We start from the raw sequence: 22,083 nt of genomic DNA, 5'->3' as shown, positions 1-22,083 counted from the left end.
GGTTACAATCCCTCGTAAAGTGTCGGTCCGATCGTCTTCCACGCATCGTAGAATTTGGGCGGGAGCCTGAACGGCGCCGCGAGCGTGACCGCGCGGATCGCACGTTCCTTGTGCAGCGCCGCCTGCGAACGATTGCTCTCGGTCAGACCCGTCTGGGTCACCCGCGGCGCTCCGGCAAGGCTGCCGTCCTTGTTGAGCGACACGATAATACGCGTCTTCAACTTGTCCGAATCGGCGCCGCTTGGTGGCCGCCAATGCGGTTTGATCTGGCGCATGACCTCGGCCTCCAGCGCCGATCGGACCTGCGGCCCGACTGTTGTTGCCGGCGGGGTTTGCGCTTTGCCCTGTGTCGCCTGCGCAGTCAGCCCACGCTCGAACTCGGCGCCGAGCAGGCCGCTGGGCCGTACCGCACGCGGGTTGGGTTGCGGCTTCGCGACCGACTTGTTCGGGGCCGGCGCAGGCTTGGCGGGCGCCGCCTTGGGTACCGGAGCGGGTTTGGCGGGTGCCGCCTTGGCGGGCGCCGGTTGGGACTTTGGCTGTGGTGCGGGTTGCGGTTGCGGCTCGGGCTTTGCGGCGGGCGCTGTCGCGGGCTCGGGCGGCGCCGACTCGGGCTCGACCGGTCCCGCTTCGGGCGCGATCTGCGGTGCCGGCGCTTCGCTGCTCAACTGGGGCGCGCTGCTTTCGAGCGCGGCATCGTCGGTGATCGAGACCTCGATTGGCTGCGGCTTGAGCGTCTCTGCATTGGGCGTCGCCAGGAAGCCGACCGAGAGCAGCCCGAACAGCGCCACATGGCCGAGGGCGGCGATAGCGAGCCCGCCTATCTCTGCGCGTGTCAACGCCATGGCATCACTTGCTCGCGGCGTTGGTCAGCAGCGAAACGCGGTTGAGCCCGGCACGGTTGAGCTCGCCCATCACCCGCATGACCTTGCCGTAACCGAGCCCCTGATCGGCGCGCAGAAAGATCTGTGGCGGCTTGCCGTCGGCGCCTTTGCGCGCAGCGACCTGCTCGAGCATCGCGGCCAGCCCGGCGTCGTCGACCGGCTCGTCGTCGACGAAAATCTGGCCCTTGTCGTCGATCGCGAGCTGGACTGGCTTCTGCTCCTGATCGAGTGCCTTGGCGCGGCTCTCGGGCAGGTTCACCGGCACGCCGGCAGTGAGCAACGGCGCGGTGACCATGAAGATGATCAGCAGCACCAGCATCACGTCGACCAGCGGCGTGACGTTGATCTCGGCCATCGGCGCGCGGCGACCGCGGCTCTTGTTCGAAGGAAGCTGCATGGCCACGCTTTAGGCCTCCATCTCCAGGCGGCGGCTGAGCGTCGCGTGGAAGCCGTCGGCGAAGCGGTTGAGCCGCGCCTCGACGCGGTTGATGCCGTGGCTGTAGCGATTGTACGCGATCACCGCGGGGATTGCCGCGAACAGGCCGATCGCGGTGGCGAACAGCGCCTCGGCAATGCCGGGCGCCACCACCGCCAGCGACGAATTCTGCTCGGCTGCGATGCTGGTGAAGCTGCGCATAATGCCCCAGACGGTGCCGAACAGCCCCACGAACGGCGCGACCGCGCCGACCGTGGCGAGGAAGTTCAAGCGATCGGCGAGGCGATCGATCTCCTGCGCAACCGTGGCGCCCATCGCCGTGGCCAGGCGCTCGCGCGTGCCTTCGCGATCGATCGACTTGCCGGTGGTCGAGCGGCGCCATTCGGTGACGCCGGCGGAGAAGATCCGCGCGATCGGCTGATCGCGAGTCGAGGCGCGGCGGTGGAATTCGTCGATATCGTCGGCTTCGCGATATTCGGTCTCGAAGCTGGCAATGCCCTTCTTCACCGAACCGATGCGGAAGCCGAAGCTGAGGATGATCGCCCAGGTCCACAGGCTCGCCAGCAGCAGACCGATCATCACGCCGCGGACCACCCAATCGGCCTGGAGGAACAGGGCGACGGGCGACATGGTCGCGGCGGCGGTATTCAGAAACAACATATGGAGTTCAGTTTCCCTTCCATAGCAGCGGCTCGAACGCCGCCACCCATTGCGCCGGCTGGCGCCGCGGCCGACCTGCCGGGGAGACGAACGCCGCCTCGACTTCACCTGTGGCCACGATTGTTTCGCCGCGCATGACTCGTTGCTGAATGACCACGGCCGCGGCGCGCATCGACACAAGCCGGCTCACTACGATCAGTTCCTCGCCAAGCCGCGCCGGCGCGCGATAGTCGAGCCGCACGCTGCGCAGCGCATAGGCGCCTTCGCCGCTCTCGAACGTGGTGCGCTGATCGACGCCGGCGGCGAGCAGCATGTCCGAGCGCGCGCGCTCCATGTAACGCAGATAATTGGCGTGATAGACGACGCCCGTCAGGTCGGTGTCCTCGAAATAGACGCGCAAGCCGAAATGATGCTCGAGCCCCTCGAAGCGGCCGATGGCGGAGAGCGCGTGCATGAACGGGCCTTAACCAAGCCTTGGACTCGGGGGAACCCCCGCGCTCAGTCGAACAGCCCCTCTTGTGCGGTGGGCGGCGGATCGAGCCCGAGATGCTTCCAGCCCGCGGCGTTGAGGCAGCGCCCGCGCGCCGTCCGCGCGATCATGCCGATCTGGATCAGATAAGGCTCGATCACTTCCTCGATCGTGTCGCGCGGCTCGCTCAGCCCCGCGGCTAGCGTCTCCACCCCGACCGGGCCGCCTCTGTAGATGTCGGCGATCATCATCAGATAGCGCCGGTCCATATTGTCGAGTCCGAGCCCGTCGACCTCGAGCCGGGTGAGGGCGGCATCGGCGACCTCGGCGTGGACGGTCTCCTCGCCCGCCACGGTGGCGAAATCGCGGACACGGCGCAGGAGCCGCCCGGCGATCCGCGGAGTGCCGCGCGCGCGCCTGGCGATTTCGTGTGCGCCGTCAGGGGCGACGTGCAGGTCGAGCAAGGTCGCGGCACGGGCGACGACGCGTTCGAGCTCCTCGACCGTGTAGAACTGGAGGCGGATCGGAATGCCGAAACGATCGCGCAGCGGCGTGGTCAACAGCCCCTGCCGGGTGGTGGCCCCGACGAGGGTAAAGCGCGGCAAATCGATCCGCACCGAACGTGCCGACGGGCCCTCGCCGATCATCAGGTCGAGCGCGCGATCCTCCATCGCCGGATAGAGGACTTCCTCGACCGCGGGATTGAGCCGGTGGATCTCATCGATGAACAGCACGTCGCCATCCTCGAGATTGGTGAGCAACGCCGCGAGATCGCCCGATTTGGCGATCACCGGCCCCGAGGTCGAGCGAAAGCCCACCCCCATTTCGCGCGCGACGATCTGCGCGAGCGTGGTCTTGCCGAGCCCGGGCGGGCCGAAAAAGAGAACGTGATCGAGCGCCTCGCCGCGCTGCTTCGCGGCCTGGATGAAGATGCGCAGGTTTTCGCGTGCGGCGCGCTGGCCGACAAACTCGTCGAGATGCTTCGGGCGCAGCGCGGCGTCCACGTCCTCGGGTTTGCGGATGGGGGCGATGATGCGGTCGGCGTCGGTCATCGGGGCGCCCAAAGCTCCGAGTATCCCTCAGCGGTCAAGACCTGCACCGAAGCGAAGCGCCGCTGGAGATACTGCAGGGTATCGGAGGGGAAGAAAGCACCGACCTGCGCCAACGTCACGTTGGAAGGCAAACTAGGCAGAACCACCGAAACGTGCTCGTCATGCAGATAATGGCGAGCACGAATCGGTGCGTCAGGGTCGCCAAAGAAATAGTCGATGAAATTATAATCCTGCTCAAGCTCGCCGTCGTTGAACATCATGTCGCGCCCATGTTCGATACGGAACGGCGCACCCAAATCTCCAGCTTCGAAGACGACAAAGGTGGAAGGAAGCTCGCCTGGCGCCGACCACGAACGCTCGCCCTTCCATTCGGGAACGAAAGGATGATCTGCCCCGCTCACTTCGCCGCCTTGCGCAGCGCGAGCCGCACCAGCGCGTCTAGCGTCGCGCCCGCACCGAGCTCCTCATTGGCGGCGCCGACCGCATTGCTCGCCTCCGCCGGCTTGAAGCCGAGATTGAGCAGCGCCGAGACCGCATCCGACGCGGCGCTTCCCGCGGGCACCGGCGCGCCACCGCCGCCGCCGAGCGCCATGCCGCCGGCCTTGTCCTTGAGTTCGTTGACGATGCGCTGGGCGAGCTTGGGTCCGACGCCGTTGGCGCGGGCGATCATCGCCGAATCGGCGCGCGCAACGGCGGTGCGCAATTCATCGGGGGCGAGGATCGACAGGATCGCCAGCGCGACCTTGGCGCCGACGCCCTGGACATGGGTGAGCAGCTTGAACCAGTCGCGCTCGTCGGCGGTGGCGAAGCCCATCAGCCGGATGAAATCCTCGGCGACGAGCATCTCGGTATGGATCGTCACCGGATCCCCGGTGATGCCGAGCTTCTCGAGCGTCTTGGCCGAGGCGCCGACCAGATAACCGACCCCGCCCACGTCGATCACCGCGCTGTCCGCGCTCGTCGAGACGAGCATGCCCTTGAGGTGGGCGATCATGCGCGGCGAGTCCGACATCCAACCATCTGGTTGGTTGACTCGCTTGACTCGATTCGCGTTTTTGCGCCGCCGCTTGACTCGGTCCGAAGCGCTTCGCGCGCGGCCGTGGCGGCAAGGCGGAAAGCCGGAAGGATCATGCGCGGTACATAAGCAGAACGCACCCATGCAGGAAAGCGAAATCAGGCGCGGAGGCGGCGAGCGCTCGCGAGATGGTGCGCGTGGCAGATCGCCACTGCGAGCGCGTCGCCGGCATCGGGGCCATCGATCTTCACTCCAGGCAGCAGCCGCGCGACCATTGCGTGGACCTGCGCTTTCTCGGCGCCGCCGGTGCCGACCACCGCCTTCTTGACGATGCTCGGGGTATATTCGCCGACATCGAGCCCCGCGCGTGCCGCCGCACACAGCACTACCCCGCGCGCCTGGCCGAGCTTGAGCGTCGATTGCGCGTTGGAATTGACGAACACTTCCTCGCAGGCCGCAGCCTCTGGCGTATGATCGACGATCAAAGCGGCGAGCATCGCATCGAGATGCGCAAGGCGGCGGGCGAGCGGGGCTTGCGGATCGGTCTTGAGCTTGCCGTTGGCGACATGGCTGAGCCGGTTGCCCTCGGCACGGATCAGGCCCCAGCCGGTGGTGCCGAGCCCGGGATCGAGGCCGAGGATGATCAGTTTTGAGCTCCGGCTGGCAAATCGATCTTTATCGTCGCCGTCACCGCATTGTTCGGGTTCGGGGTGAGGAGAATTATGATTGCGCTAGTCAGCCCCAGAACACCCCACCAGTAAGAGCGGCGACGTAGGTCAACAATACCGCGCGCTGCGCAATATACCGCAGCAACAACCCCGGCCCAAAACCATGGGCTCAACCCAATTTCTCCATAATTTCGTCGGAGACTTCGTAATTGCCCCATACCGTCTGGACGTCGTCGTCGTCGTCGAGCGCGTCGATCAGCTTGAACAGGGTCGCGGCATCGCCTTCGTCGACTGCGACCATGGTCTGCGGACGCCAGGCGAGCTTGGCGCCTTCGGCCTCGCCGAGCACCGGCTCGAGCGCCTTGGCAACTTCGTGCAGGTCGCCCTGCGCGGTCCAGATCTCGTGACCTTCCTCGGAGCTCGTCACATCCTCGGCGCCGGCCTCAAGTGCGGCCTCGAACACCTTGTCGGCATCGCCAGCCTTTGCCGGATAGTTGATCAGCCCCATGCGATCAAAGGCATGGCTGACCGATCCCGGCGCACCGAGATTGCCGCCGTTCTTGGCGATCGCAGTGCGCACATTGGTGACGGTGCGGTTGCGGTTGTCGGTCAGCGTCTCGACGATCAGGCTGACGCCGCCCGGGCCGAACGCCTCGTAGCGGATTTCCTCGTAGCTCTCGGCATCGCCCTTGCTCGCTTTGTCGATCGAGCGCTGAATATTGTCCTTGGGCATCGACTGCGCCTTGGCGGCGTTGACCGCCGCGCGCAGCCGCGGGTTCATGTCGGGATCGGGCAAGCCCATCTTGGCCGCGACGGTGATTTCGCGGCTCAATTTGGAGAACATGCCCGAACGCTTCTTATCCTGCGCGCCCTTGCGGTGCATGATGTTCTTGAATTTGGAATGGCCTGCCATGGCGCTCTCTTCGGGAAATGGAGGGTCTCTCTAGGCCAGGCGCGGCGGGATCGGCAATGGCGCCCCCGTCTCGTCATCCCGGCGAAAGCCGGGATCTCATGCCAGTTGCCGTTCGCTTGACCGCCTGAGATCCCGGCTTTCGCCGGGATGACGGATTTTCTCAGTGCAGCCCGAGCGCGTTGCGATAGGTTTCGAGCAGCGCGTCGGCCTCGTCGCGGTGATGCTTCTCCATCTTCCGCAGGCGGACGATGTGGCGCATCGTCTTGGTGTCGAAGCCAGTCGACTTGGACTCGGCATAGACGTCCTTGATGTCGTCGGCGATGCCCTTCTTCTCTTCCTCGAGGCGCTCGATCCGCTCGATGAAGAGGCGCAATTGCTCGGCGGAAATCGAATCGGACATTTGGACGCTCCTGCTGGTTTGACGCCGCGCCTGCGCAGGACCGCAACTGCGGCCCCGGGGATCGGCGAGGAAAAGGAACCGGGCGCTTAAAGGACGCAGGCGCCGGGCTCAAGTGCTACCGGCCGGGCTCGCTCATCGACGGCGGATCGCTGGCGGGAAAGCTCTCATCGAGCGCCTCGTCGAGCAACGCCTCGCGATGATTTTTGGCGAGGCTCTCCTCCATCCGCGCAAGCTGCTCGGGGCTGGCCTGCCCCTGGAACTTCGCCTTCCATTCGGCGAAGGGCATGCCGTGGATCAACGCGCGCGCTTCGTCCCTGGTCAAGGTGCCATCGGCCTCCTGCACCCAATCCGCGAGGCAATTGCGGCAGAAGCCGGCAAGCCCCATCAGATCGATATTCTCGGCATCGCTACGATGGCGCAGATGGTGGACGAGCCGCCGGAATGCGCTGGCCGCCACTGCGTCGTCTAAAGTCTCGAGTGTCGGCACATGAACCTCCGTGGTTGATCCACACGGATTAACGGTTAGAGGCAGGCGCGCACAAGGATGACAGCGATGACAAAGGCCATAAGCCCCCGCAGCCGTAAAGTCCGCGTCCTCGCGACGCTGGGACCGGCGAGCAACACCGTCGAGATGATCGAGCGCCTGTACGAGGCGGGGGCCGATGCCTTCCGCGTCAACATGAGCCATGGCGATCAGGCATCGAAGGTGCCAGTGATCGCGGCGATCCGCAGTCTCGAAAAGAAGTTCGGGCGCCCGACGACGATCCTCGCCGATCTTCAGGGCCCCAAGCTGCGCGTCGGCAAGTTCGCCGAGGGAAAGGTGGTGCTTGAGACGGGCCAGGAATTCACGCTCGATCGCGATCCGACGCCGGGCGATACGACTCGCGTCGAGCTGCCGCACCGCGAGATCTTCGAAGCGGCGCATCCCGATGCGCGGCTGCTGCTCGACGACGGCAAGATGGTGCTGCGCGTTACCGCGGTCGAGAAGGACAAATTGATCACCCGCGTCGAGGTTGGCGGGACCCTGTCCAACTCCAAGGGGCTCAACGTCCCCGACATGGTGCTGCCGATGGCGGCGCTGACCGAGAAGGACCGCAGCGACCTCGCTTTCGCGGTCGAGCAGGGCGTCGACTGGATCGCGCTGAGCTTCGTCCAGCGGCCCGAGGATCTGATGGAGGCGCGCCGGCTGATCGGCGGCAAGGCGGCCCTCCTCGCCAAGATCGAGAAGCCGAGCGCGATCACCCGGCTCGAGGAGATCGTCGAGCAATGCGACGGCGTGATGGTCGCGCGCGGCGATCTCGGCGTCGAATTGCCGCCGCAAAGCGTGCCGCCGCTGCAGAAGCGAATCGTCGAGACCGCGCGGCGGATGGGCCGTCCGGTGATCGTCGCGACGCAGATGCTCGAATCGATGATCGATTCGCCCTCGCCGACCCGCGCCGAAGTCTCCGACGTCGCGACTGCGGTCTATGACGGCGCCGACGCGATCATGCTTTCCGCGGAGAGCGCGGCGGGCAAATGGCCGATCGAATCGGTGGCGATGATGAATTCCATCGCCGACGCCGTCGAACGCGACCCCGCGCATGGCGACCGCGTCCACTTCACCGTCACGCGGCCCGATCCGACCACTGCCGACGCGCTCGCCGAAGCAGCGAAGAACATCGCGCGCACGGTTTCGGCATCGGCGATCGTGTGCTTCACCAGCTCGGGGTCGACTGCGCGGCGAATCGCCCGCGAACGGCCGACCGTGCCGATCATGGTGCTGACTCCGAAGATCGAGACCGCGCGGCGCTCGGGCCTGCTCTGGGGCAGCCACGCCGTCCACACCCGCGACGTCGAATCGTTCGAGGAGATGGTCGCCAAGGCCAAGCGCATGGCGCTGCGCCAGGAGCTGGCTGGCGCGGGCGACCGCATCGTGGTGTGCGCCGGCGTCCCGTTCGGAACGCCGGGGTCGACCAACGTGCTGCATGTCGTGACGATTTTGGGCGACGAGCTGAAGAATTATCAGGGACCCGAGGGCGGCTAGGCTATCGTCACCCCGGCGAAAGCCGGGGTCTCGGGCCGCGGACCCTGCACTCGCCGCATGAGATCCCGCCCTTCGCCGGGATGACGCTAGCTGCTCAACAACCCCAGCCGGACCAGCTCGGTGCGGAAATCCTCGGCGGACGTGAACAGCACGCCGTGGATACCGGCGGCATTGGCGCCTTCCACATTGGCGGGGCTGTCGTCGACGAACACGGCGTCGGGGCCTTTCAGCCCGAATCGTTTCAGCGCCAGCGCGTAGATCGCCGGATCGGGCTTCACCAGCTTCTCGTCGCCAGAGACGACGATGTCGCGGAAGCGATCGAACAGCTCCGCATATTGCGGCACCCAGGCGCGCCAGAATTCGCCCGAGAAATTGGTGATCGCAAAAAGCGGCACGCCCGCGGCATCGAGCGCGCGGACGATATCGGGCATGCCCGGCACTTCGTGCGGAATCGTCTCGTTGAAACGCGGACCCCAGGCGTGGATCAGTTCGGCATGCTCGGAATATGCCGCGCTCAGCTCGGCCGAGGTCTCGGCGAACGGACGCCCGGCATCATGCTGGAAATGCCATTCCTTGGTGACGACGTTCGCCAGAAACGCTTCGAGCGCCCGATCGTCCTCGATCAGGCGCTCGTAGAGGTAACGCGGATCCCATTCGAAGAGGACCCTGCCGACATCGAAGATGACGGCCTTCGGCGTCCCCACGTCCGGAATTAGCCCTGGCGGGCCTTGAACCGGCGGTTGGTCTTGTTGATCACATAGGTCCGGCCGCGACGACGAATCACGCGGTTGTCGCGGTGACGACCCTTGAGCGACTTCAATGAATTCACGATCTTCATGACCGATTCGCTTCTCAAATATCTGATGCTGGAAAAGAGGCGCCCGCCTAATGGGGGTGGACGCCCAAGTCAAGGCGCCGACGCCCTTGTGGAACCGACTCCATCGGGGCAGGGTTGAGCTGCGGCGGGGCGTTCTCCCCGCGAGACAGGAGGCGTGCCCCGTGACCAAGGTTCTCAGCATCGCAGTAGCGGGCGCGGCTTTGCTCGCGGGCGGCTGCACCACCAATACGCGTACCGCCCCGGTGGAAGTCACCCGCTATCATCTCGGCCAGCCGATGGAGCGCACCACCGTCGCGGTCGAGCCGATGACCGGCGCGGCGCAGATCAGCCCCGAATATCAGCTCTATGCCGATGCCGTGGCGGCCGAGCTCGAGCGACTCAGCTATGTCCAGTCGCGCAGCGACATGGCGTCGGGCTATATCGCCGCGGTCTCGTTCACGCGCACCCAATTGGGCAGCTATCGCGAGCAGCCACCGGTTTCGATCGGCCTCGGCGGCGGCGGCATCAGTGGCGGGCGGCGCGGCGGCGTGGGGCTCGGCGGCGGGCTGTCGTTCGGGATCGGCGGCAAGACGCGGCAAGTGATCGGCTCCGAACTCGCGGTCCAGCTGCGCCGGCGCAGCGACAATACCACGGTATGGGAAGGCCGCGCCGTCACCGAATCGGTGAGCGGCAAGCCCGGCAGCGACCCGCGCGAAGCGGCGGCGCGGCTCGCACGTGCGCTCTTCAGGGACTTCCCAGGCGAGTCCGGGGTGACTACCACGGTCAAATGAGCATCCAGATCAACGCCGCTTTCGACGGCGGCAATATCCGTGTGGTGGCGATCGAGGGAGACCGGGTCGACCTCGAAATCGTCAAGGATCACCTGTCAGACTTCTACCAGTGGTTCCATTTCCGACTGGCGGGAGCGAAGGGCCGCACCCTCACTTTCCGCATCCTCAATGCCGGAGGCTCGGCCTATCCGTTCGGCTGGCCGGGCTATCAGACGCGCTGGAGCACCGATCGCGAGCTTTGGCGGTCCACCGACAGCGACTATTCCGGCGGCGTGCTGAGCTTTACCCGCACGATCGACACCGATCTGGTGTGGTTCGCCTATTTCGCACCCTATTCGATGGAGCGTCATCACGATCTGGTGACCCGGATCACCGCGCAGCCGGGCGTCAGCCACCGCGAACTCGGGCAGACGCTCGACGGCCAGCCGATCGATTGCCTGAGCGTGGGCGAGGGCCCCAGGCAGGTCTGGCTCTATGCCCGCCAGCATCCCGGCGAGACGATGGCCGAATGGTGGATCGAAGGCGCGCTCGAGAAGCTGGTCGACCTCGATGATCGAACCGCGCATGCGCTGCGGAGCAAGGCGACCTTCCATATCGTCCCCAACATGAACCCCGACGGGTCGCGCCGCGGGCATCTGCGCACCAACGCCGCGGGGATCAACCTCAACCGCGAATGGCATTCGCCGACGCCTGAGAAGAGCCCCGAAGTCCTCGCAGTGCGCAATCGGATGGACGAGACCGGCGTCGATTTCGCGATGGACGTGCACGGCGACGAGGCGATTCCCGCCAATTTCCTCGCGGGCTTCGAGGGCATCCCGAGCTGGACCGACGAACTCGGCGAGAAATTCTACAATTTCGCCCGCCGGCTCGCCGACTCCACCCCCGAATTCCAGCTCGACCTCGGCTATGAGAAGTCCGCGCCGGGCAAGGCCAATCTGTCGATGTCGACCAATCAGCTGGCCGAGCGCTTCGGCGCAGTCTCGATGACGCTCGAAATGCCCTTCAAGGATCACGACGCCAACGCCGATGCGGAATTCGCCTGGTCGCCGGCGCGCTGCAAGATCCTTGCGCATGCCTGTCTCGACACCCTTGCCAGCATGATCGACGAAATCTGATGGAAATCCGCGACGGGGGACTCGACGACCCACAGGTCGTCGCGCTGCTGAACGTGCATTTTCAGGGGATGCTCGCCAATTCGCCCAAGGACAGCTGCCATTTTCTCGACCTGTCAGGGCTGCGCGCGCCGGGCGTGACCTTCTGGTCGGCGTGGGACGGCGAAGACCTGCTCGGCTGCGGCGCGCTCAAGCAGCTCGACCCGCAGCATGGCGAAATCAAGTCCATGCGCACTGCCGCCGAACATCTGCGGCGCGGCACCGGTGCGGCTCTGGTGTCGCACATCCTCGGGGTTGCACGCGCGCGGGGCTACAAACGGCTGAGCCTCGAGACCGGATCGGGCGAGGCTTTCGACGCGGCGCATGCCCTGTACCGCCAGTTCGGCTTCACCGAATGCGCGCCGTTCGCGGACTATAAGGAAGATCCGTTCAGCCGCTTCCTGTCGCGGGTGCTCTAGCCCTCCTCGATCGTCCGCTGCTCGGCGGGGCCGATCGCCAGTTCGTGCCAGTCGAGCGCTTCCTGCAGCCGCTCGAATTCCTCGGCGCCGATCGCATCCTCGTCGCGCAGCGCGTGCAGCCGTTCGCGCTGCGCTGTGATCGCCTTCAGCTTGAGCCGCTGGCGCGCGAGGAAGTCGGCGCAGGCTTCGCCCCCTTCGAGCGCGGCGCGATCGATCTCGAACTGGCGCCGAACCTCCCCGGCGACGCGACCGTCCGTGCGGCCCACGGTATCGAGCGCCGCGTCGGCGAGCGCGCGTTGCGCCACCACGCGCTCCCGGTGGTCGTCATCCTCGTTCAGCCCGAGCAACCGGATCAGCGGCGAAAGGGTGAGGCCCTGCACCACCAGCGTCGCGAGCACCACGGCGAAGGCGGAAAGAACGATGAGGTCGCGCTGCGGGAAATCGGAAGGCAATGCGAAGGCAGTGGCGAGGGTGACCAGCCCGCGCATCCCGCACCAGCCGATCACCACAGCCTGCGCGAAGCTCGCCGGCCCGGCGTCGCCGCGCAGCCAGGCGAACCGCACCGCCAGCCGGTTATAGGTCAACACCCAGACGAGCCGGGTGACGATGACCGCGGCGACGACCATCCCCGCGACTCTCGCCGCCTCGCGCAGCCGATCCGGAGTCATCGCGCCGATGATCGAATGCGCCTGCATCCCCATCATCAGGAACGCGACGACGTTGAGCACGAACACGACGACGCCCCACACCGCGAAGGACTGGACGCGATCGCGTGCCTCGATCTTCATGCGGGGATCGTTGGCGATGAACATTGCCATCGTGACGACGCAGAGCACTGCCGACAGCCCGAGCCGCTCGGCGATCAGCCAGGCGAGGAAGGTGTTGACGAATTCGAGCAGATTGCCGCCGAACGAGCCGCGCGTATGCGGAACGATGAAGCGGAATCCCCATGCCATCGCCAGCCCGAGCGCGATCCCGCCGGGAACCGCCAGACCGAGCTTTAATCCGACCACGCCGTCGATCGCGCCATGGCTCTGGATCGCGACGGCGGCGCTGAACAGCAACAATGCCGTCGCGTCGTTGAGCAGGCTCTCGCCGGTGAGCACTTGCGTTGTGCGCCGCGGGAGCGACGCCGAGCGCAGCACCGTGGTCGCCGCGGCGGCATCGGGCGGCGCTACGATCGCCCCGAGCGTGATCGCCGCGGCGAGCGGAAGTCCGGCGAACGCCCAGCCGACCCACGCCACCACCGCGGTGGTCAACAGCACCGCGACCACTGCCAGCGCGACCAGGGGTCGCCACAATTTGCGTACTGCCGCGAGCGGGAAATCGAATGCGGCGTCGAGCAGCACCGGCGCGATGAACAACGCCAGCATCGTGTGCCCGTCGATCGCGATCTCCGGGCTGCCCGGCACGAGGGCGACGATCACGCCCGCGGTGGCGAGCATCGTCGGATAGGGGATCCACGTCCGCCGCGACACCTGCAGCAATATGACTGCGAGGAGCAAGAGTGCGACGAGGCTTTCGAAAAAGGTCATTAACCCGGGCTAACGCACGACGCGCGCATTCAGGCGAACAGTCTTTCGAGGAAGTCCGCCATCGCGCGCCAGCTGCGTCGATCGGCGCGCGGCTCGTAAGCGACGCCTCCCGTGCCAACTCTGCCGACATCGGTAAAAGCGTGACCGGCATGGCCAAAGGCAAGAAGCTGCCAGTCGGCGCCGCTTGCGGTGAGCTCATGCGCGAGCGCGACGGTCGCATCGGGCGGTGAGATCGGATCGTCCCAGCCGTGGCAGATCAGCAGTTTCGCGGTGATCGGCGCGACGTTTGGAAGATCTGGACGATCATAGACGCCGTGGAACGAGACGCCGCCGAGGATGCCGAGCCCGGCGCGCGCCATGTCGAGCACGCATTTGCCGCCGAAGCAGAAGCCGATCGCGGCGACCTTGCCCGAATCAGCCTGGGGCAAGCCCTTCAATGCCGCGAGCGAGGCGGCGAGCCGGTCGCGGAGCAGCGCGCGATCGGCATTGAGTGCGTCCATGTAGCGGCTGCGATCCTCGGCCTGCAGCGTGGTGCGCTTGCCCTGCCCGAAGACATCGGCGGCAAGCGCGACATAGCCGAGCGCCGCCAGCGCCTCCGCCTTGAGATTGTCGGCTTCCTTCTGGCCCAGCACATTGGGCAGCACGAGCAGGCAGGGGCGCTTGCCCTGGATTGCGTCGTCCCATGCCGCGACGCCCTCGAACGGGCCGCCGGGACCGTCATAGACCAAAGTCTGCCGAACGATTGCCATCGTCTGTCTCCTTGTCCGCGCCGCATCAGCCGCTAAGGACCTCGGCAACCCGTTTCAAGGAGGCCGCATGCCCAAGCTCGTCCTGATCCGCCACGGCCAGTCGGCGTGGAACCTCGAAAATCGCTTCACCGGCTGGTGGGATGTCGACCTTACCGAATTGGGGGTCAAGGAGGCCTGGGCCGCGGGCGAGCTGATGAAGCAAAAGGGGCTCGACTTCGACCTGACCTTCACCAGCTTCCAGAGCCGCGCGATCAAGACGCTCAATCTTTCGCTTGAGGCAATGGGCCGGCTGTGGCTGCCCACCGAAAAGAGCTGGAAATTGAACGAACGCCATTATGGCGGGCTCACCGGGCTCAACAAGGCCGAGACCGCGGCGCTGCACGGCGACGACCAGGTCAAGATCTGGCGGCGCAGCTTCGACATCCCGCCGCCGCTGCCCGAAGCGGGATCGCCCTGGGATCTGGCGAAGGACCTGCGCTATCACGGCGTGCCGATCCCGCAGACCGAGAGCCTGAAGGACACGATCGCGCGGGTGCTGCCTTATTGGGAAGAGCGGATCGCGCCCGAGATTCGCGCGGGCAAGCGCGTATTGATCTCGGCGCACGGCAATTCGCTGCGGGCGCTGGTCAAGCACCTGTCGGGGATCCCCGACGAGGAGATCGTCAACCTCGAAATCCCGACCGGCCAGCCGATCGTCTATGAGCTGGACGAGAAATTGGTGGCGACCGATCGCTATTATCTGAGCGAGCGCTAGACCGACATCAGTGCGTCGAAGATGCGGCAGCGCCAGGTCACCCGACGCGTGACGATAAGGTCAACGGCCTCGACCGGCCCTCCCCGGCGGACCTGGATCAGCACCTGATAGCGCTTTGGCGTGCCCGAAGCCGCGGGCGCAGTGGGAAGATCCGTATAACAGCCATCGGGATCGTGTTCGACAACACAGCCTTCCGCGCGATAGCCGGTGCCCGGCACCAGCAAGGTCATCGCCGCGGGCGGATTGCCGACGATGCCCCCGCACTCATAGGCGACGACGCCTGCCACCACCGGTTCCTCAAGGCGCTCGACCCGCAATACGGAGGGAAAGCCGGGCTCCCAACCAGATGAATTCTGGACGTTGATCGTGCAGCCGGAGCGATTGTTGCCGACGAGCCCGTTGATTTCCTCGATCGGATAGGGCGCCGCCGCCATGACCCCGCCGAGCACGAAGAAAAGCACGATCGCGGCCAGCACCTTGCGCATTGCCAATCTCCCCCTTTTTCCGAAGGTGGCGTCGGCATCTTCATAGTTCAACCGGCGTTGCCCTTCGCGCCCCGCCCCGCTAGGCAGCGGCCTCCTCGCGGGAGCACGGGAATGGCGGACGCGCCTCTGGTCGGCATCATCATGGGCAGCACTTCCGATTGGGAGACGATGCGGCATGCCGCGCGGGTGCTCGACGAACTCGGAGTGCCGCACGAGACCAGGGTGGTCTCGGCGCACCGCACCCCGCAGCGGCTCTACGACTATGCCACAAGCGCCGCGGACCGCGGGCTCAAGGTAGTGATCGCCGGCGCCGGCGGCGCGGCGCATCTGCCGGGCATGGCGGCGTCGATGACGCATCTCCCGGTGCTCGGCGTGCCGGTGGAGTCGAAGGCGCTGAAGGGCGTCGACAGCCTCTATTCGATCGTCCAGATGCCCGGCGGCGTCCCGGTGGGCACATTAGCGATCGGCAAGCCCGGCGCGATCAATGCGGGCCTGCTCGCCGCCGCGATCCTCGCGACTTCGGACGACGCACTCGCCGAGCGCCTCAAGGCGTGGCGCGCTGCGCAGACCGAAAACGTGGCGACCGACCCCGAATGAGCGCGCTGCCTCCCGGATCGGTGATCGGCATCCTCGGCGGCGGCCAGCTCGGGCGGATGCTCGCGGTGGCCGCGGCCCAGCTCGGCTATCGCACCCACGTCCTCGCGCCCGACGCCGAGAGCGTCGCGGCGCAGACGGCCTCCAGCTACACCCGCGCCGATTATCACAGCCGCATCGTCCTCGACGAAGTCGCCGACCAGACCGACGTGGTGACCTACGAGTTCGAGAATATCGCGATCGGTCCGGTCGAGTATCTGTCGGGCAAGGTGCCGGTGCGGCCCGGCCCGCAGAGCCTGTCGATCGCGCAGGATCGCGCGCGCGAGAAGGCTTTCGTCGCGGCGCTGGGCGGGCGGACCGCCCCTTGGGCATCGGTGTCGACGCTGGAAGAATTCAAGGCTGCGATTCGCGAGATCGGCGCTCCGGCGATCCTGAAGACGCTTCGGCTGGGCTATGACGGCAAGGGCCAGGTGCGTATCCGCGACGCCGCCGAAGTCGAGGCCGCCTGGGCCGATATCGGCGAGCGGCCGGCGATCCTCGAAGGCTTTGTGACCTTCAGCCACGAATTCTCGATCATCACGGTGCGCGGGCTCGACGGCGCGCTGACCAGCTATCCGCCGCCCTGGAACGAGCACAAGGACGGCATCCTCGCGCGCTCGACGCTCCCCGCCCCGGCCGAGATCGCGCGGCACTGGGCCGAGGCGGCGACGCTGGCGGGGCGCGTCGCCGAGGCGCTCGGCCATGTCGGCGTGTTGACGCTCGAATTCTTCGCGACCGAGGATGGGCCAGTATTCAACGAAATGGCGCCTCGGGTGCACAATAGCGGGCATTGGACGATCGAAGGCGCCGAAACCTCGCAATTCGAGAACCATATCCGGGCGATCTGCGGACTGCCGCTGGGCAGCACTGCGCTGACCGGCAGCCATGTCGAGATGATCAACCTGATCGGCAGCGACGCCGACCAATGGCCTGAACTGCTCGCCGAGCCGGCGACGCACCTGCACCTCTACGGCAAGGGCAATGCCCGACCGGGACGCAAGATGGGGCATTTGACCAGGGTTCGGCGCTGACCAACAATTCGTCACCCCGGCCTTTGGCCGGGATCCACTCACGCGTCGACACGAAAAGCCTGGAGGTGTGAGGCCTAGCTGGCGACGAGGTGGACCCCGGCACAAGGCCGGGGTGACGGTTTAGATAGCAGCCCCGCAAACGAAAAGGCCCGCCTCCTTTCGGAAGCGAGCCCTTTGTCTCAGCCTTGGGAAAACCTCAGCCGCGCGTACCGTTGATCGGGAAGCTGCCAAACGCGCCCGCAGTGACGGTGCCGTTGAGGTTGTCGCCGTCGACGGTCGCCTCGACGGTGAGCGTCATCGGCATCGGCACGGTGATGTCGAGCGAGAAGTTCAGCGTGTCGCCGTCGACCTTGCCGTCCTTGATGTCTGTCGTGCCGAGCCCGCCCGAGAAATTGCCGGTGAAGCTGTCCCCCGCGCTCTGCACGGTCAGCACTGCCTGCTGATCGCCCATCGGCGATTTGGTCACCGTGTTCCAGCTGCCGTCAACATTCGCCATCTCGTCTCTCCTGATCCGGAAATTACTTCGACGCGGCGGTCGCGGTCGAACCCGCCACCGACGCTGCGGGGACCACCTCGACAGGCAGGCCGAGGCTGTCAAGCTGCGGCTTGACGGTCTTCGCGTCGCCCACGACCACCCAGACGAACTTCTTCGTGTCCAAAGCCGCGCGTGCCGCAGCGTCAAGCTGCGCGACGGTCATGCTCCGATATTTTTGCGTCACGGTGTCGTAGAAATTGTCCGGGCGCTTGCGCAGGTCGTTCTGCTGCATCGCCGAGAGCACTGCCCCCGACGTCTCGAATCGCCCGGCAAGCTCGCGGGTGGTGCCGTTGATCTCGCGCGTCAGTTCGGCATCGGTGACGCCCTTGGTGCTCAGGAAATCGCCCACCTGCTGCTGGATCGCCTTGATCGATTCGCCGGTCTTGTCGGCCTGGACCGGGGCGCCGATCGTGTAGGGCACTGCCTTTTCGAGCCAGTCGTAACCGCCGCGCGCGCCGTAGGACCAATGCTTGTTCTCGCGCAGCTCCATGTTGATCCGCGACAGGAAGCCGGCGCCGAGCACCTGATTGGCCGTGACCTGGGTGAGCAACTCGCTCGACGGATCGAGCTGAGTCATCTGCCCGGCGAGGATCAGCGACTGCGGCGAATCCGGCCGGTCAACCAGCACGATCTTCGGCGCGACTTGCTTCGGCGCCACGGTGAACGCCTTGACCCCCGCGGCCCCCTCGCCCTTCCAATTGCCGAAGCGCGCCTCCAGCGCCGCCTTGACCTCGGCCAGCGGACGATCGCTGACCACGAAGATCTTTGCCTTGTCCGGCCGGATCCACGCCCGGTAGAAAGCGAGCAGATCGTCCCGGGTCAGCGCTTTGACTGCGACCGGATCGCCGCCGCCGGCGCCAAGCTTCACATAAGGGTTGCCGGGGCCATAGATCAGCGGCGGCAGCACGCGATTGGCAAGGCCCTGCGGATTGGTCAGCTCGGCGGCGATGCCGGTGAGCTGGGACGTGCGCAGCCGCTCGATCTCGTCGGGCGCGAAAGCCGGATTACGGACGACATCGGCAAACAGATCGAGCGCACCGGGAAGGTTCGGACTAGGCGCCGCCACCGACAAATAGGTCCGATCCGACGAGCTGCCGGTGTTGATGCTCGCGCCCAGCCGCTCGCGCGCCTCGGCGATCGCGATCGAATCCTTGGTTGTGGTGCCTTCGTCGAGCAGCGAGAGCACAAGGTTCTGGGTGCCGAGCTTGTTGGCGGGATCGGCGACGACGCCGGCGTCGAAGCTCATCACTACTTGCGTGACTGGCACCGCAGTGCGGTTCGCATAGATGATCTCGACGCCGTTCGAGAGCTTGCTCCGCGAGACGTCGGGGAAGTCGAGGTCGCCGATCTGCGCGACATCGGGGAGTGCCCCGCGAGTGCCCTTGAACGGCTCGGCCTTGGTACCTTCGGCCGGCTTGACCGCAGCGGGCACTGCCTGCGCTTCCTGATAGGCTTCACGCTGGCCGGGCTCGACCATGATCGTCAGCGACGGACGGCTGAGCCACTTCTGGCCGGCAGCCCGCACCTGCGCCGGAGTCACCCGGGCAGTCTCCTCGAGCTGCTTCTTGAAGAAGCCCGGATCGTTCGAATAGAGTTCGCCCGAGGCCAGGGCGACGGCCTTGCCGCCGAAACCACCGACCGATTCGAGCCCCGAGATGCGGCCGGACACCGCCGTGGTGGCGACACGCTGCACTTCGTCGGCGGTCGGCCCGTTCTTGATCAGATCGGCGACGATCTCGTCGAGCCGCTTCGCCACCAGATTGGCGTCGACGCCCGGCTTAACGATCGCCTGGACCTGGAACATGCCGAGCTGCGCCATCGACTGGATTCCGGCCGAGACCTGCACCGCCAGCTTTTCCTTGCGCACCAGCGCATTGTCGAGCCGCGAGCTGGCGAGCCCGCCGAGCACGTCGCCGAACACGTCGAGCGGCACCGAATCGGGATCATTCAGCCCCGGCACCGCCCAGCTGCGCAGCACCATCGTCGCCGCGACGCGGTCTTTCATCACCACGGTCTTCGACTGGGGCAGCGTCGGCACCTCGACCTTGGGGAGCACGCTCTTCGGACCCGCCGGAATCGCGCCGAAATATTTCTCGACCAGCGGCCGCGCTTCCTTCGCGTCGACGTCGCCGGCGAGCACGAGGACCGCATTGTTCGGCCCGTAATGCGATCGGAACCAGTTCTTGACGTCGTCTAGGCTGGCCGCATCGAGATCGGCCATCGAGCCGATCACGTTATGGCCATAAGGGCTGCCCGCGAGCAGCTCCTCGAGCAATTTGTAATAGACGAGGCCATAAGGCTGGTTGTCGCCCTGGCGCTTCTCGTTCTGGACGACACCGCGTTGCTCGTCGAGCACGTCCTGGGTGATCGCGCCGAGCAGATAGCCCATGCGATCGCTCTCGAGGAACAATGCGCGGCCGAGCGCCGGCCGCGGCACGGTCTCGAAATAATTGGTGCGATCGAACGAGGTGGTGCCGTTGAAGTCGGTCGCGCCGACTTGTTTGAGCGGCTCGAAGAAATCGCCGGGGGCGTTCTCGGAGCCATTGAACATCAGATGCTCGAACAGATGCGCAAAGCCGGTCTTGCCGTTCGGCTCGTGCTTCGAGCCGACATCGTACCAGGTCGACACCGCGACGATCGGCGCCTTGCGATCGGTGTGGACGATCACCCGCAGCCCGTTCTTGAGAGTGAATTCCTCATACGGAACGTCCACCCGCTTGACGAGCTCGGCGACCGGCACGGGCTTCGCCGTCGGCGCCGCCACCTGCTGGGCAACGGCGGGCGTGGAGGCGGCGGCGAGCGCAATCGTCGCGGCGCTGCAATACATCAGGAATGATTTCATGGTTGTTGGATTACCCCGGAGCATGATGCTGACGCGAGCATAACGCAGACAGTAACCGCTGCAACCGAATCTGGACGGCGAAGATCCGTCGCGACACCACTTCCTGTACGCATTTGCGACGCGCCTGTTTTCGGTTAGCCTGAGCGGGCCAACGCCTTTTCGAAAGACCTCTCCACACATGCGCGTTCCGATGCTCCTCGCCGGGCTGCTGCTCGCCGCCGCGCCGCTCGCCGCGCGCCCGCAGGCGGCGCCCGGGGAGCCGCGGTTCAGCGCGGCCGAGATCCGCAAGCACGTGACCTTTCTGGCCGACGACCGGCTCGCGGGGCGCGACGCCGGCACGCCGGGGCACGAACTCGCCGCGCGCTATGTCGCCGAACAATTCGCCGCACTGGGCCTCAGGCCCGGCGGCACCGACAAGGGCTGGTTCCAGCAGGTGTCGCTGGCCGAATATGGTCTCGACGACCGCCGCCCCGCCTCGCTTCGTGTCGGCCCGCACAAATTCGCCAACGGCGCCGAGGTGCTGATCGCGCCTTCGCCGCGCTTCGGCACCGCAACCCAGACCGTGACGGGCGGCGCGGTGTTCGTCGGCTATGGCCTGGAGGCGCCCGATCTCGGCTATGACGATTATGCCGGGCTCGACCTGCGCGGCAAGTTCGCGGTGATGCTGATCGGCGTGCCGAAGGGGCTGCCGGCAGCGACGGCCGCGCGCATCAACCGCGAGCGCGGCGTGACCGCCGCGAAGCACGGCGCGGCCGGCATATTGTACATCGCAGGGCCGGCCGATCAGCGGCAATGGCGCTATGCCGCCGGCTATATGCTCGATGACACGACCAAATGGCTGAGCGAGCAAGGTTTCCCCGACGGCATCGATCCGGGAGTCCAGATCGGCGCCTATCTGAATGAGACTGCGGCAAAGGCGCTCTTCCAGGGTGCCGGTATGCGCATCGAGCAAATATTCGCCGCGGCCGCGTCCAGCGGCAGGCTCAAGGGCTTCGCGCTCAAGCAACGGGCGACGCTGGAGCGCACCAGCAAGGTCAAGGCCTATCGCAGCCCCAATGTGATCGGCGTCCTGCCCGGCTCGGATCCGGCGCTCGCCGATCAATATGTCGTGCTGAGCGCGCACCTCGATCATGTCGGCCGCGACTCGCATTTGCCGGGGGACAAGATCCACAACGGCGCGATGGACAATGCCGCGGGCGTCGCGACGATGCTCGAGGCGGCCCGCGCCTTCGCGCAAGGCAAGACACGGCCGAAACGCTCGATCCTGTTCGTCGCGCTCACCGCCGAGGAGGACGGGCTGCTCGGCTCCAGCTATCTCGCCCGGCATCCGGTGACCGGCAGGGGCCGCCTCGTCGCCGACGTCAATCTGGACATGCCGATCCTGCTCTACGACTTTCAGGACGTGATCGCATTCGGCGGCGAGCATTCGACGATGGGCGAGATCGTCGCGCGCGCCGGTGCCCGGATGGGCGTCGCCGTCTCGCCAGATCCGGTGCCCGAGGAACAGTTTTTCGAGCGTTCCGACCATTTCAATTTCGTCAAGGCGGGGGTGCCGTCGATCTTCCTGATGACCGGCTTCGCGAATGGCGGCGAGAAGGCATTTCGCGATTTCCTCGCCAACAATTATCACCAGGTGTCCGACCAGATCGACCTGCCGTTCAATTGGGACGCAGGCGCGAAATTCGCGCGGCTGAACTATCTGATCGCACGCGAAGTGGCGGATTCACCCGAGGCTCCGCGCTGGTACGCGGGCAATCCGTTCGGCGATCGCTATGCGCCGAACGCGCCACGCGCGCCGCGGCCCGCGAAGACGAACTGACACGC

At 66.1% G+C, this 22,083-nt stretch carries 26 protein-coding genes; 8 read left to right on the top strand and 18 right to left on the bottom strand.

From position 1 onward, the window contains the following. Positions 1 to 2: 2 nt before the first annotated feature. The 11 genes from CVN68_RS18860 to CVN68_RS18805 form a co-directional block, all read right to left on the bottom strand. Positions 3 to 842, bottom strand: coding sequence for a cell envelope biogenesis protein TolA (locus tag CVN68_RS18860; protein ID WP_324870414.1), 840 nt, complete (start codon positions 840 to 842; stop codon positions 3 to 5). Between the two features lie 4 nt (positions 843 to 846). After that, positions 847 to 1,284 carry a protein TolR gene (gene tolR, locus CVN68_RS18855; RefSeq protein ID WP_100283560.1) on the bottom strand — a complete coding sequence of 146 codons (438 nt, stop codon included), beginning with the start codon at positions 1,282 to 1,284 and terminating at the stop codon, positions 847 to 849. A 3-nt stretch (positions 1,285 to 1,287) separates the two neighbouring features. Continuing rightward, complete coding sequence (gene tolQ, locus CVN68_RS18850; RefSeq protein ID WP_100283559.1) at positions 1,288 to 1,977, bottom strand: protein TolQ; 690 nt, start codon at positions 1,975 to 1,977, stop codon at positions 1,288 to 1,290. A 7-nt stretch (positions 1,978 to 1,984) separates the two neighbouring features. Beyond that, positions 1,985 to 2,431, bottom strand: coding sequence for a YbgC/FadM family acyl-CoA thioesterase (locus CVN68_RS18845; protein ID WP_100283558.1), 447 nt, complete (start codon positions 2,429 to 2,431; stop codon positions 1,985 to 1,987). 44 nt (positions 2,432 to 2,475) lie between these two features. Continuing rightward, positions 2,476 to 3,498 (bottom strand): Holliday junction branch migration DNA helicase RuvB, encoded by a 1,023-nt coding sequence (ruvB, locus tag CVN68_RS18840; RefSeq protein WP_100283557.1) that lies wholly within the window; start codon positions 3,496 to 3,498, stop codon positions 2,476 to 2,478. Then, positions 3,495 to 3,899 carry a hypothetical protein gene (locus CVN68_RS18835; protein WP_100283556.1) on the bottom strand — a complete coding sequence of 135 codons (405 nt, stop codon included), beginning with the start codon at positions 3,897 to 3,899 and terminating at the stop codon, positions 3,495 to 3,497. Before CVN68_RS18835 ends, ruvB begins: the two co-directional genes overlap by 4 nt. Further along, positions 3,896 to 4,492, bottom strand: a complete 597-nt coding sequence (gene ruvA, locus CVN68_RS18830; protein WP_100284533.1) for a Holliday junction branch migration protein RuvA — start codon at positions 4,490 to 4,492, stop codon at positions 3,896 to 3,898. The genes CVN68_RS18835 and ruvA overlap by 4 nt, the downstream gene beginning before the upstream one ends. Before the next feature lie 179 nt (positions 4,493 to 4,671). Further along, the gene (gene ruvC / locus CVN68_RS18825) at positions 4,672 to 5,160 is read right to left on the bottom strand and encodes a crossover junction endodeoxyribonuclease RuvC (protein ID WP_100283555.1); all 489 of its coding nucleotides are present in this window, start codon (positions 5,158 to 5,160) and stop codon (positions 4,672 to 4,674) included. Between the two features lie 190 nt (positions 5,161 to 5,350). Beyond that, positions 5,351 to 6,094 (bottom strand): YebC/PmpR family DNA-binding transcriptional regulator, encoded by a 744-nt coding sequence (locus CVN68_RS18815; RefSeq protein WP_100283554.1) that lies wholly within the window; start codon positions 6,092 to 6,094, stop codon positions 5,351 to 5,353. Positions 6,095 to 6,254: 160 nt separating this feature from the next. Further along, entirely contained in the window at positions 6,255 to 6,494 is a 240-nt protein-coding gene (locus CVN68_RS18810) for a DUF2312 domain-containing protein (RefSeq protein WP_056617902.1), read from the bottom strand. Positions 6,495 to 6,609: 115 nt separating this feature from the next. Continuing rightward, positions 6,610 to 6,981 (bottom strand): DUF1244 domain-containing protein, encoded by a 372-nt coding sequence (locus tag CVN68_RS18805; RefSeq protein ID WP_100283553.1) that lies wholly within the window; start codon positions 6,979 to 6,981, stop codon positions 6,610 to 6,612. Positions 6,982 to 7,047: 66 nt separating this feature from the next. On the opposite strand from CVN68_RS18805, the gene pyk reads away from it, so the two are divergent. Continuing rightward, positions 7,048 to 8,517 (top strand): pyruvate kinase, encoded by a 1,470-nt coding sequence (gene pyk, locus CVN68_RS18800; protein ID WP_100284531.1) that lies wholly within the window; start codon positions 7,048 to 7,050, stop codon positions 8,515 to 8,517. An 86-nt stretch (positions 8,518 to 8,603) separates the two neighbouring features. On the opposite strand, the gene CVN68_RS18795 is transcribed toward pyk, so the two are convergent. Then, the gene (locus CVN68_RS18795) at positions 8,604 to 9,221 is read right to left on the bottom strand and encodes an HAD family hydrolase (protein WP_100283552.1); all 618 of its coding nucleotides are present in this window, start codon (positions 9,219 to 9,221) and stop codon (positions 8,604 to 8,606) included. Positions 9,222 to 9,229: 8 nt separating this feature from the next. Beyond that, entirely contained in the window at positions 9,230 to 9,355 is a 126-nt protein-coding gene (gene ykgO / locus CVN68_RS18790; RefSeq protein WP_029724010.1) for a type B 50S ribosomal protein L36, read from the bottom strand. A 161-nt stretch (positions 9,356 to 9,516) separates the two neighbouring features. On the opposite strand from ykgO, the gene CVN68_RS18785 reads away from it, so the two are divergent. Genes CVN68_RS18785 through CVN68_RS18775 form a run of 3 tightly spaced genes read left to right on the top strand, consistent with a single transcriptional unit; the run spans position 9,517 to position 11,695 of the window. Continuing rightward, positions 9,517 to 10,125, top strand: a complete 609-nt coding sequence (locus tag CVN68_RS18785; RefSeq protein WP_233503427.1) for a DUF4136 domain-containing protein — start codon at positions 9,517 to 9,519, stop codon at positions 10,123 to 10,125. After that, positions 10,122 to 11,240, top strand: a complete 1,119-nt coding sequence (locus CVN68_RS18780; protein WP_100283550.1) for a M14 family metallopeptidase — start codon at positions 10,122 to 10,124, stop codon at positions 11,238 to 11,240. The genes CVN68_RS18785 and CVN68_RS18780 overlap by 4 nt, the downstream gene beginning before the upstream one ends. Then, the gene (locus tag CVN68_RS18775; protein WP_100283549.1) at positions 11,240 to 11,695 is read left to right on the top strand and encodes a GNAT family N-acetyltransferase; all 456 of its coding nucleotides are present in this window, start codon (positions 11,240 to 11,242) and stop codon (positions 11,693 to 11,695) included. Before CVN68_RS18780 ends, CVN68_RS18775 begins: the two co-directional genes overlap by 1 nt. Here CVN68_RS18775 and CVN68_RS18770 read toward each other — a convergent pair. Beyond that, positions 11,692 to 13,230 (bottom strand): cation:proton antiporter, encoded by a 1,539-nt coding sequence (locus CVN68_RS18770; RefSeq protein WP_100283548.1) that lies wholly within the window; start codon positions 13,228 to 13,230, stop codon positions 11,692 to 11,694. The two genes, CVN68_RS18775 and CVN68_RS18770, sit on opposite strands and share 4 nt — an antisense overlap. A gap of 29 nt (positions 13,231 to 13,259) precedes the next feature. Continuing rightward, positions 13,260 to 13,979 carry a dienelactone hydrolase family protein gene (locus CVN68_RS18765; RefSeq protein WP_100283547.1) on the bottom strand — a complete coding sequence of 240 codons (720 nt, stop codon included), beginning with the start codon at positions 13,977 to 13,979 and terminating at the stop codon, positions 13,260 to 13,262. A gap of 67 nt (positions 13,980 to 14,046) precedes the next feature. Here CVN68_RS18765 and gpmA point away from each other — a divergent pair, with 67 nt between their 5' ends. Continuing rightward, entirely contained in the window at positions 14,047 to 14,733 is a 687-nt protein-coding gene (gene gpmA / locus CVN68_RS18760) for a 2,3-diphosphoglycerate-dependent phosphoglycerate mutase (RefSeq protein ID WP_100283546.1), read from the top strand. Here gpmA and CVN68_RS18755 read toward each other — a convergent pair. Further along, the gene (locus CVN68_RS18755; RefSeq protein ID WP_100283545.1) at positions 14,730 to 15,218 is read right to left on the bottom strand and encodes a hypothetical protein; all 489 of its coding nucleotides are present in this window, start codon (positions 15,216 to 15,218) and stop codon (positions 14,730 to 14,732) included. The two genes, gpmA and CVN68_RS18755, sit on opposite strands and share 4 nt — an antisense overlap. Positions 15,219 to 15,329: 111 nt before the next feature. Here CVN68_RS18755 and purE point away from each other — a divergent pair, with 111 nt between their 5' ends. Continuing rightward, positions 15,330 to 15,815 (top strand): 5-(carboxyamino)imidazole ribonucleotide mutase, encoded by a 486-nt coding sequence (purE, locus tag CVN68_RS18750; protein WP_100283544.1) that lies wholly within the window; start codon positions 15,330 to 15,332, stop codon positions 15,813 to 15,815. Continuing rightward, the gene (locus CVN68_RS18745; protein ID WP_100283543.1) at positions 15,812 to 16,882 is read left to right on the top strand and encodes a 5-(carboxyamino)imidazole ribonucleotide synthase; all 1,071 of its coding nucleotides are present in this window, start codon (positions 15,812 to 15,814) and stop codon (positions 16,880 to 16,882) included. Before purE ends, CVN68_RS18745 begins: the two co-directional genes overlap by 4 nt. Before the next feature lie 196 nt (positions 16,883 to 17,078). On the opposite strand, the gene CVN68_RS18740 is transcribed toward CVN68_RS18745, so the two are convergent. Continuing rightward, entirely contained in the window at positions 17,079 to 17,378 is a 300-nt protein-coding gene (locus tag CVN68_RS18740; protein WP_100283542.1) for a hypothetical protein, read from the bottom strand. 22 nt (positions 17,379 to 17,400) lie between these two features. Further along, complete coding sequence (locus CVN68_RS18735; RefSeq protein ID WP_100283541.1) at positions 17,401 to 20,259, bottom strand: M16 family metallopeptidase; 2,859 nt, start codon at positions 20,257 to 20,259, stop codon at positions 17,401 to 17,403. Positions 20,260 to 20,437: 178 nt separating this feature from the next. Here CVN68_RS18735 and CVN68_RS18730 point away from each other — a divergent pair, with 178 nt between their 5' ends. Continuing rightward, complete coding sequence (locus CVN68_RS18730; RefSeq protein ID WP_100283540.1) at positions 20,438 to 22,078, top strand: M20/M25/M40 family metallo-hydrolase; 1,641 nt, start codon at positions 20,438 to 20,440, stop codon at positions 22,076 to 22,078. Positions 22,079 to 22,083 lie beyond the last annotated feature (5 nt).

The sequence above is a fragment of the Sphingomonas psychrotolerans genome (assembly GCF_002796605.1).
Taxonomy (GTDB): Bacteria; Pseudomonadota; Alphaproteobacteria; order Sphingomonadales; family Sphingomonadaceae; genus Sphingomonas; species Sphingomonas psychrotolerans.
The sequence above is the reverse complement of the archived record's forward strand: the minus strand, read 5'-3'. Positions and strand labels throughout refer to the sequence as shown.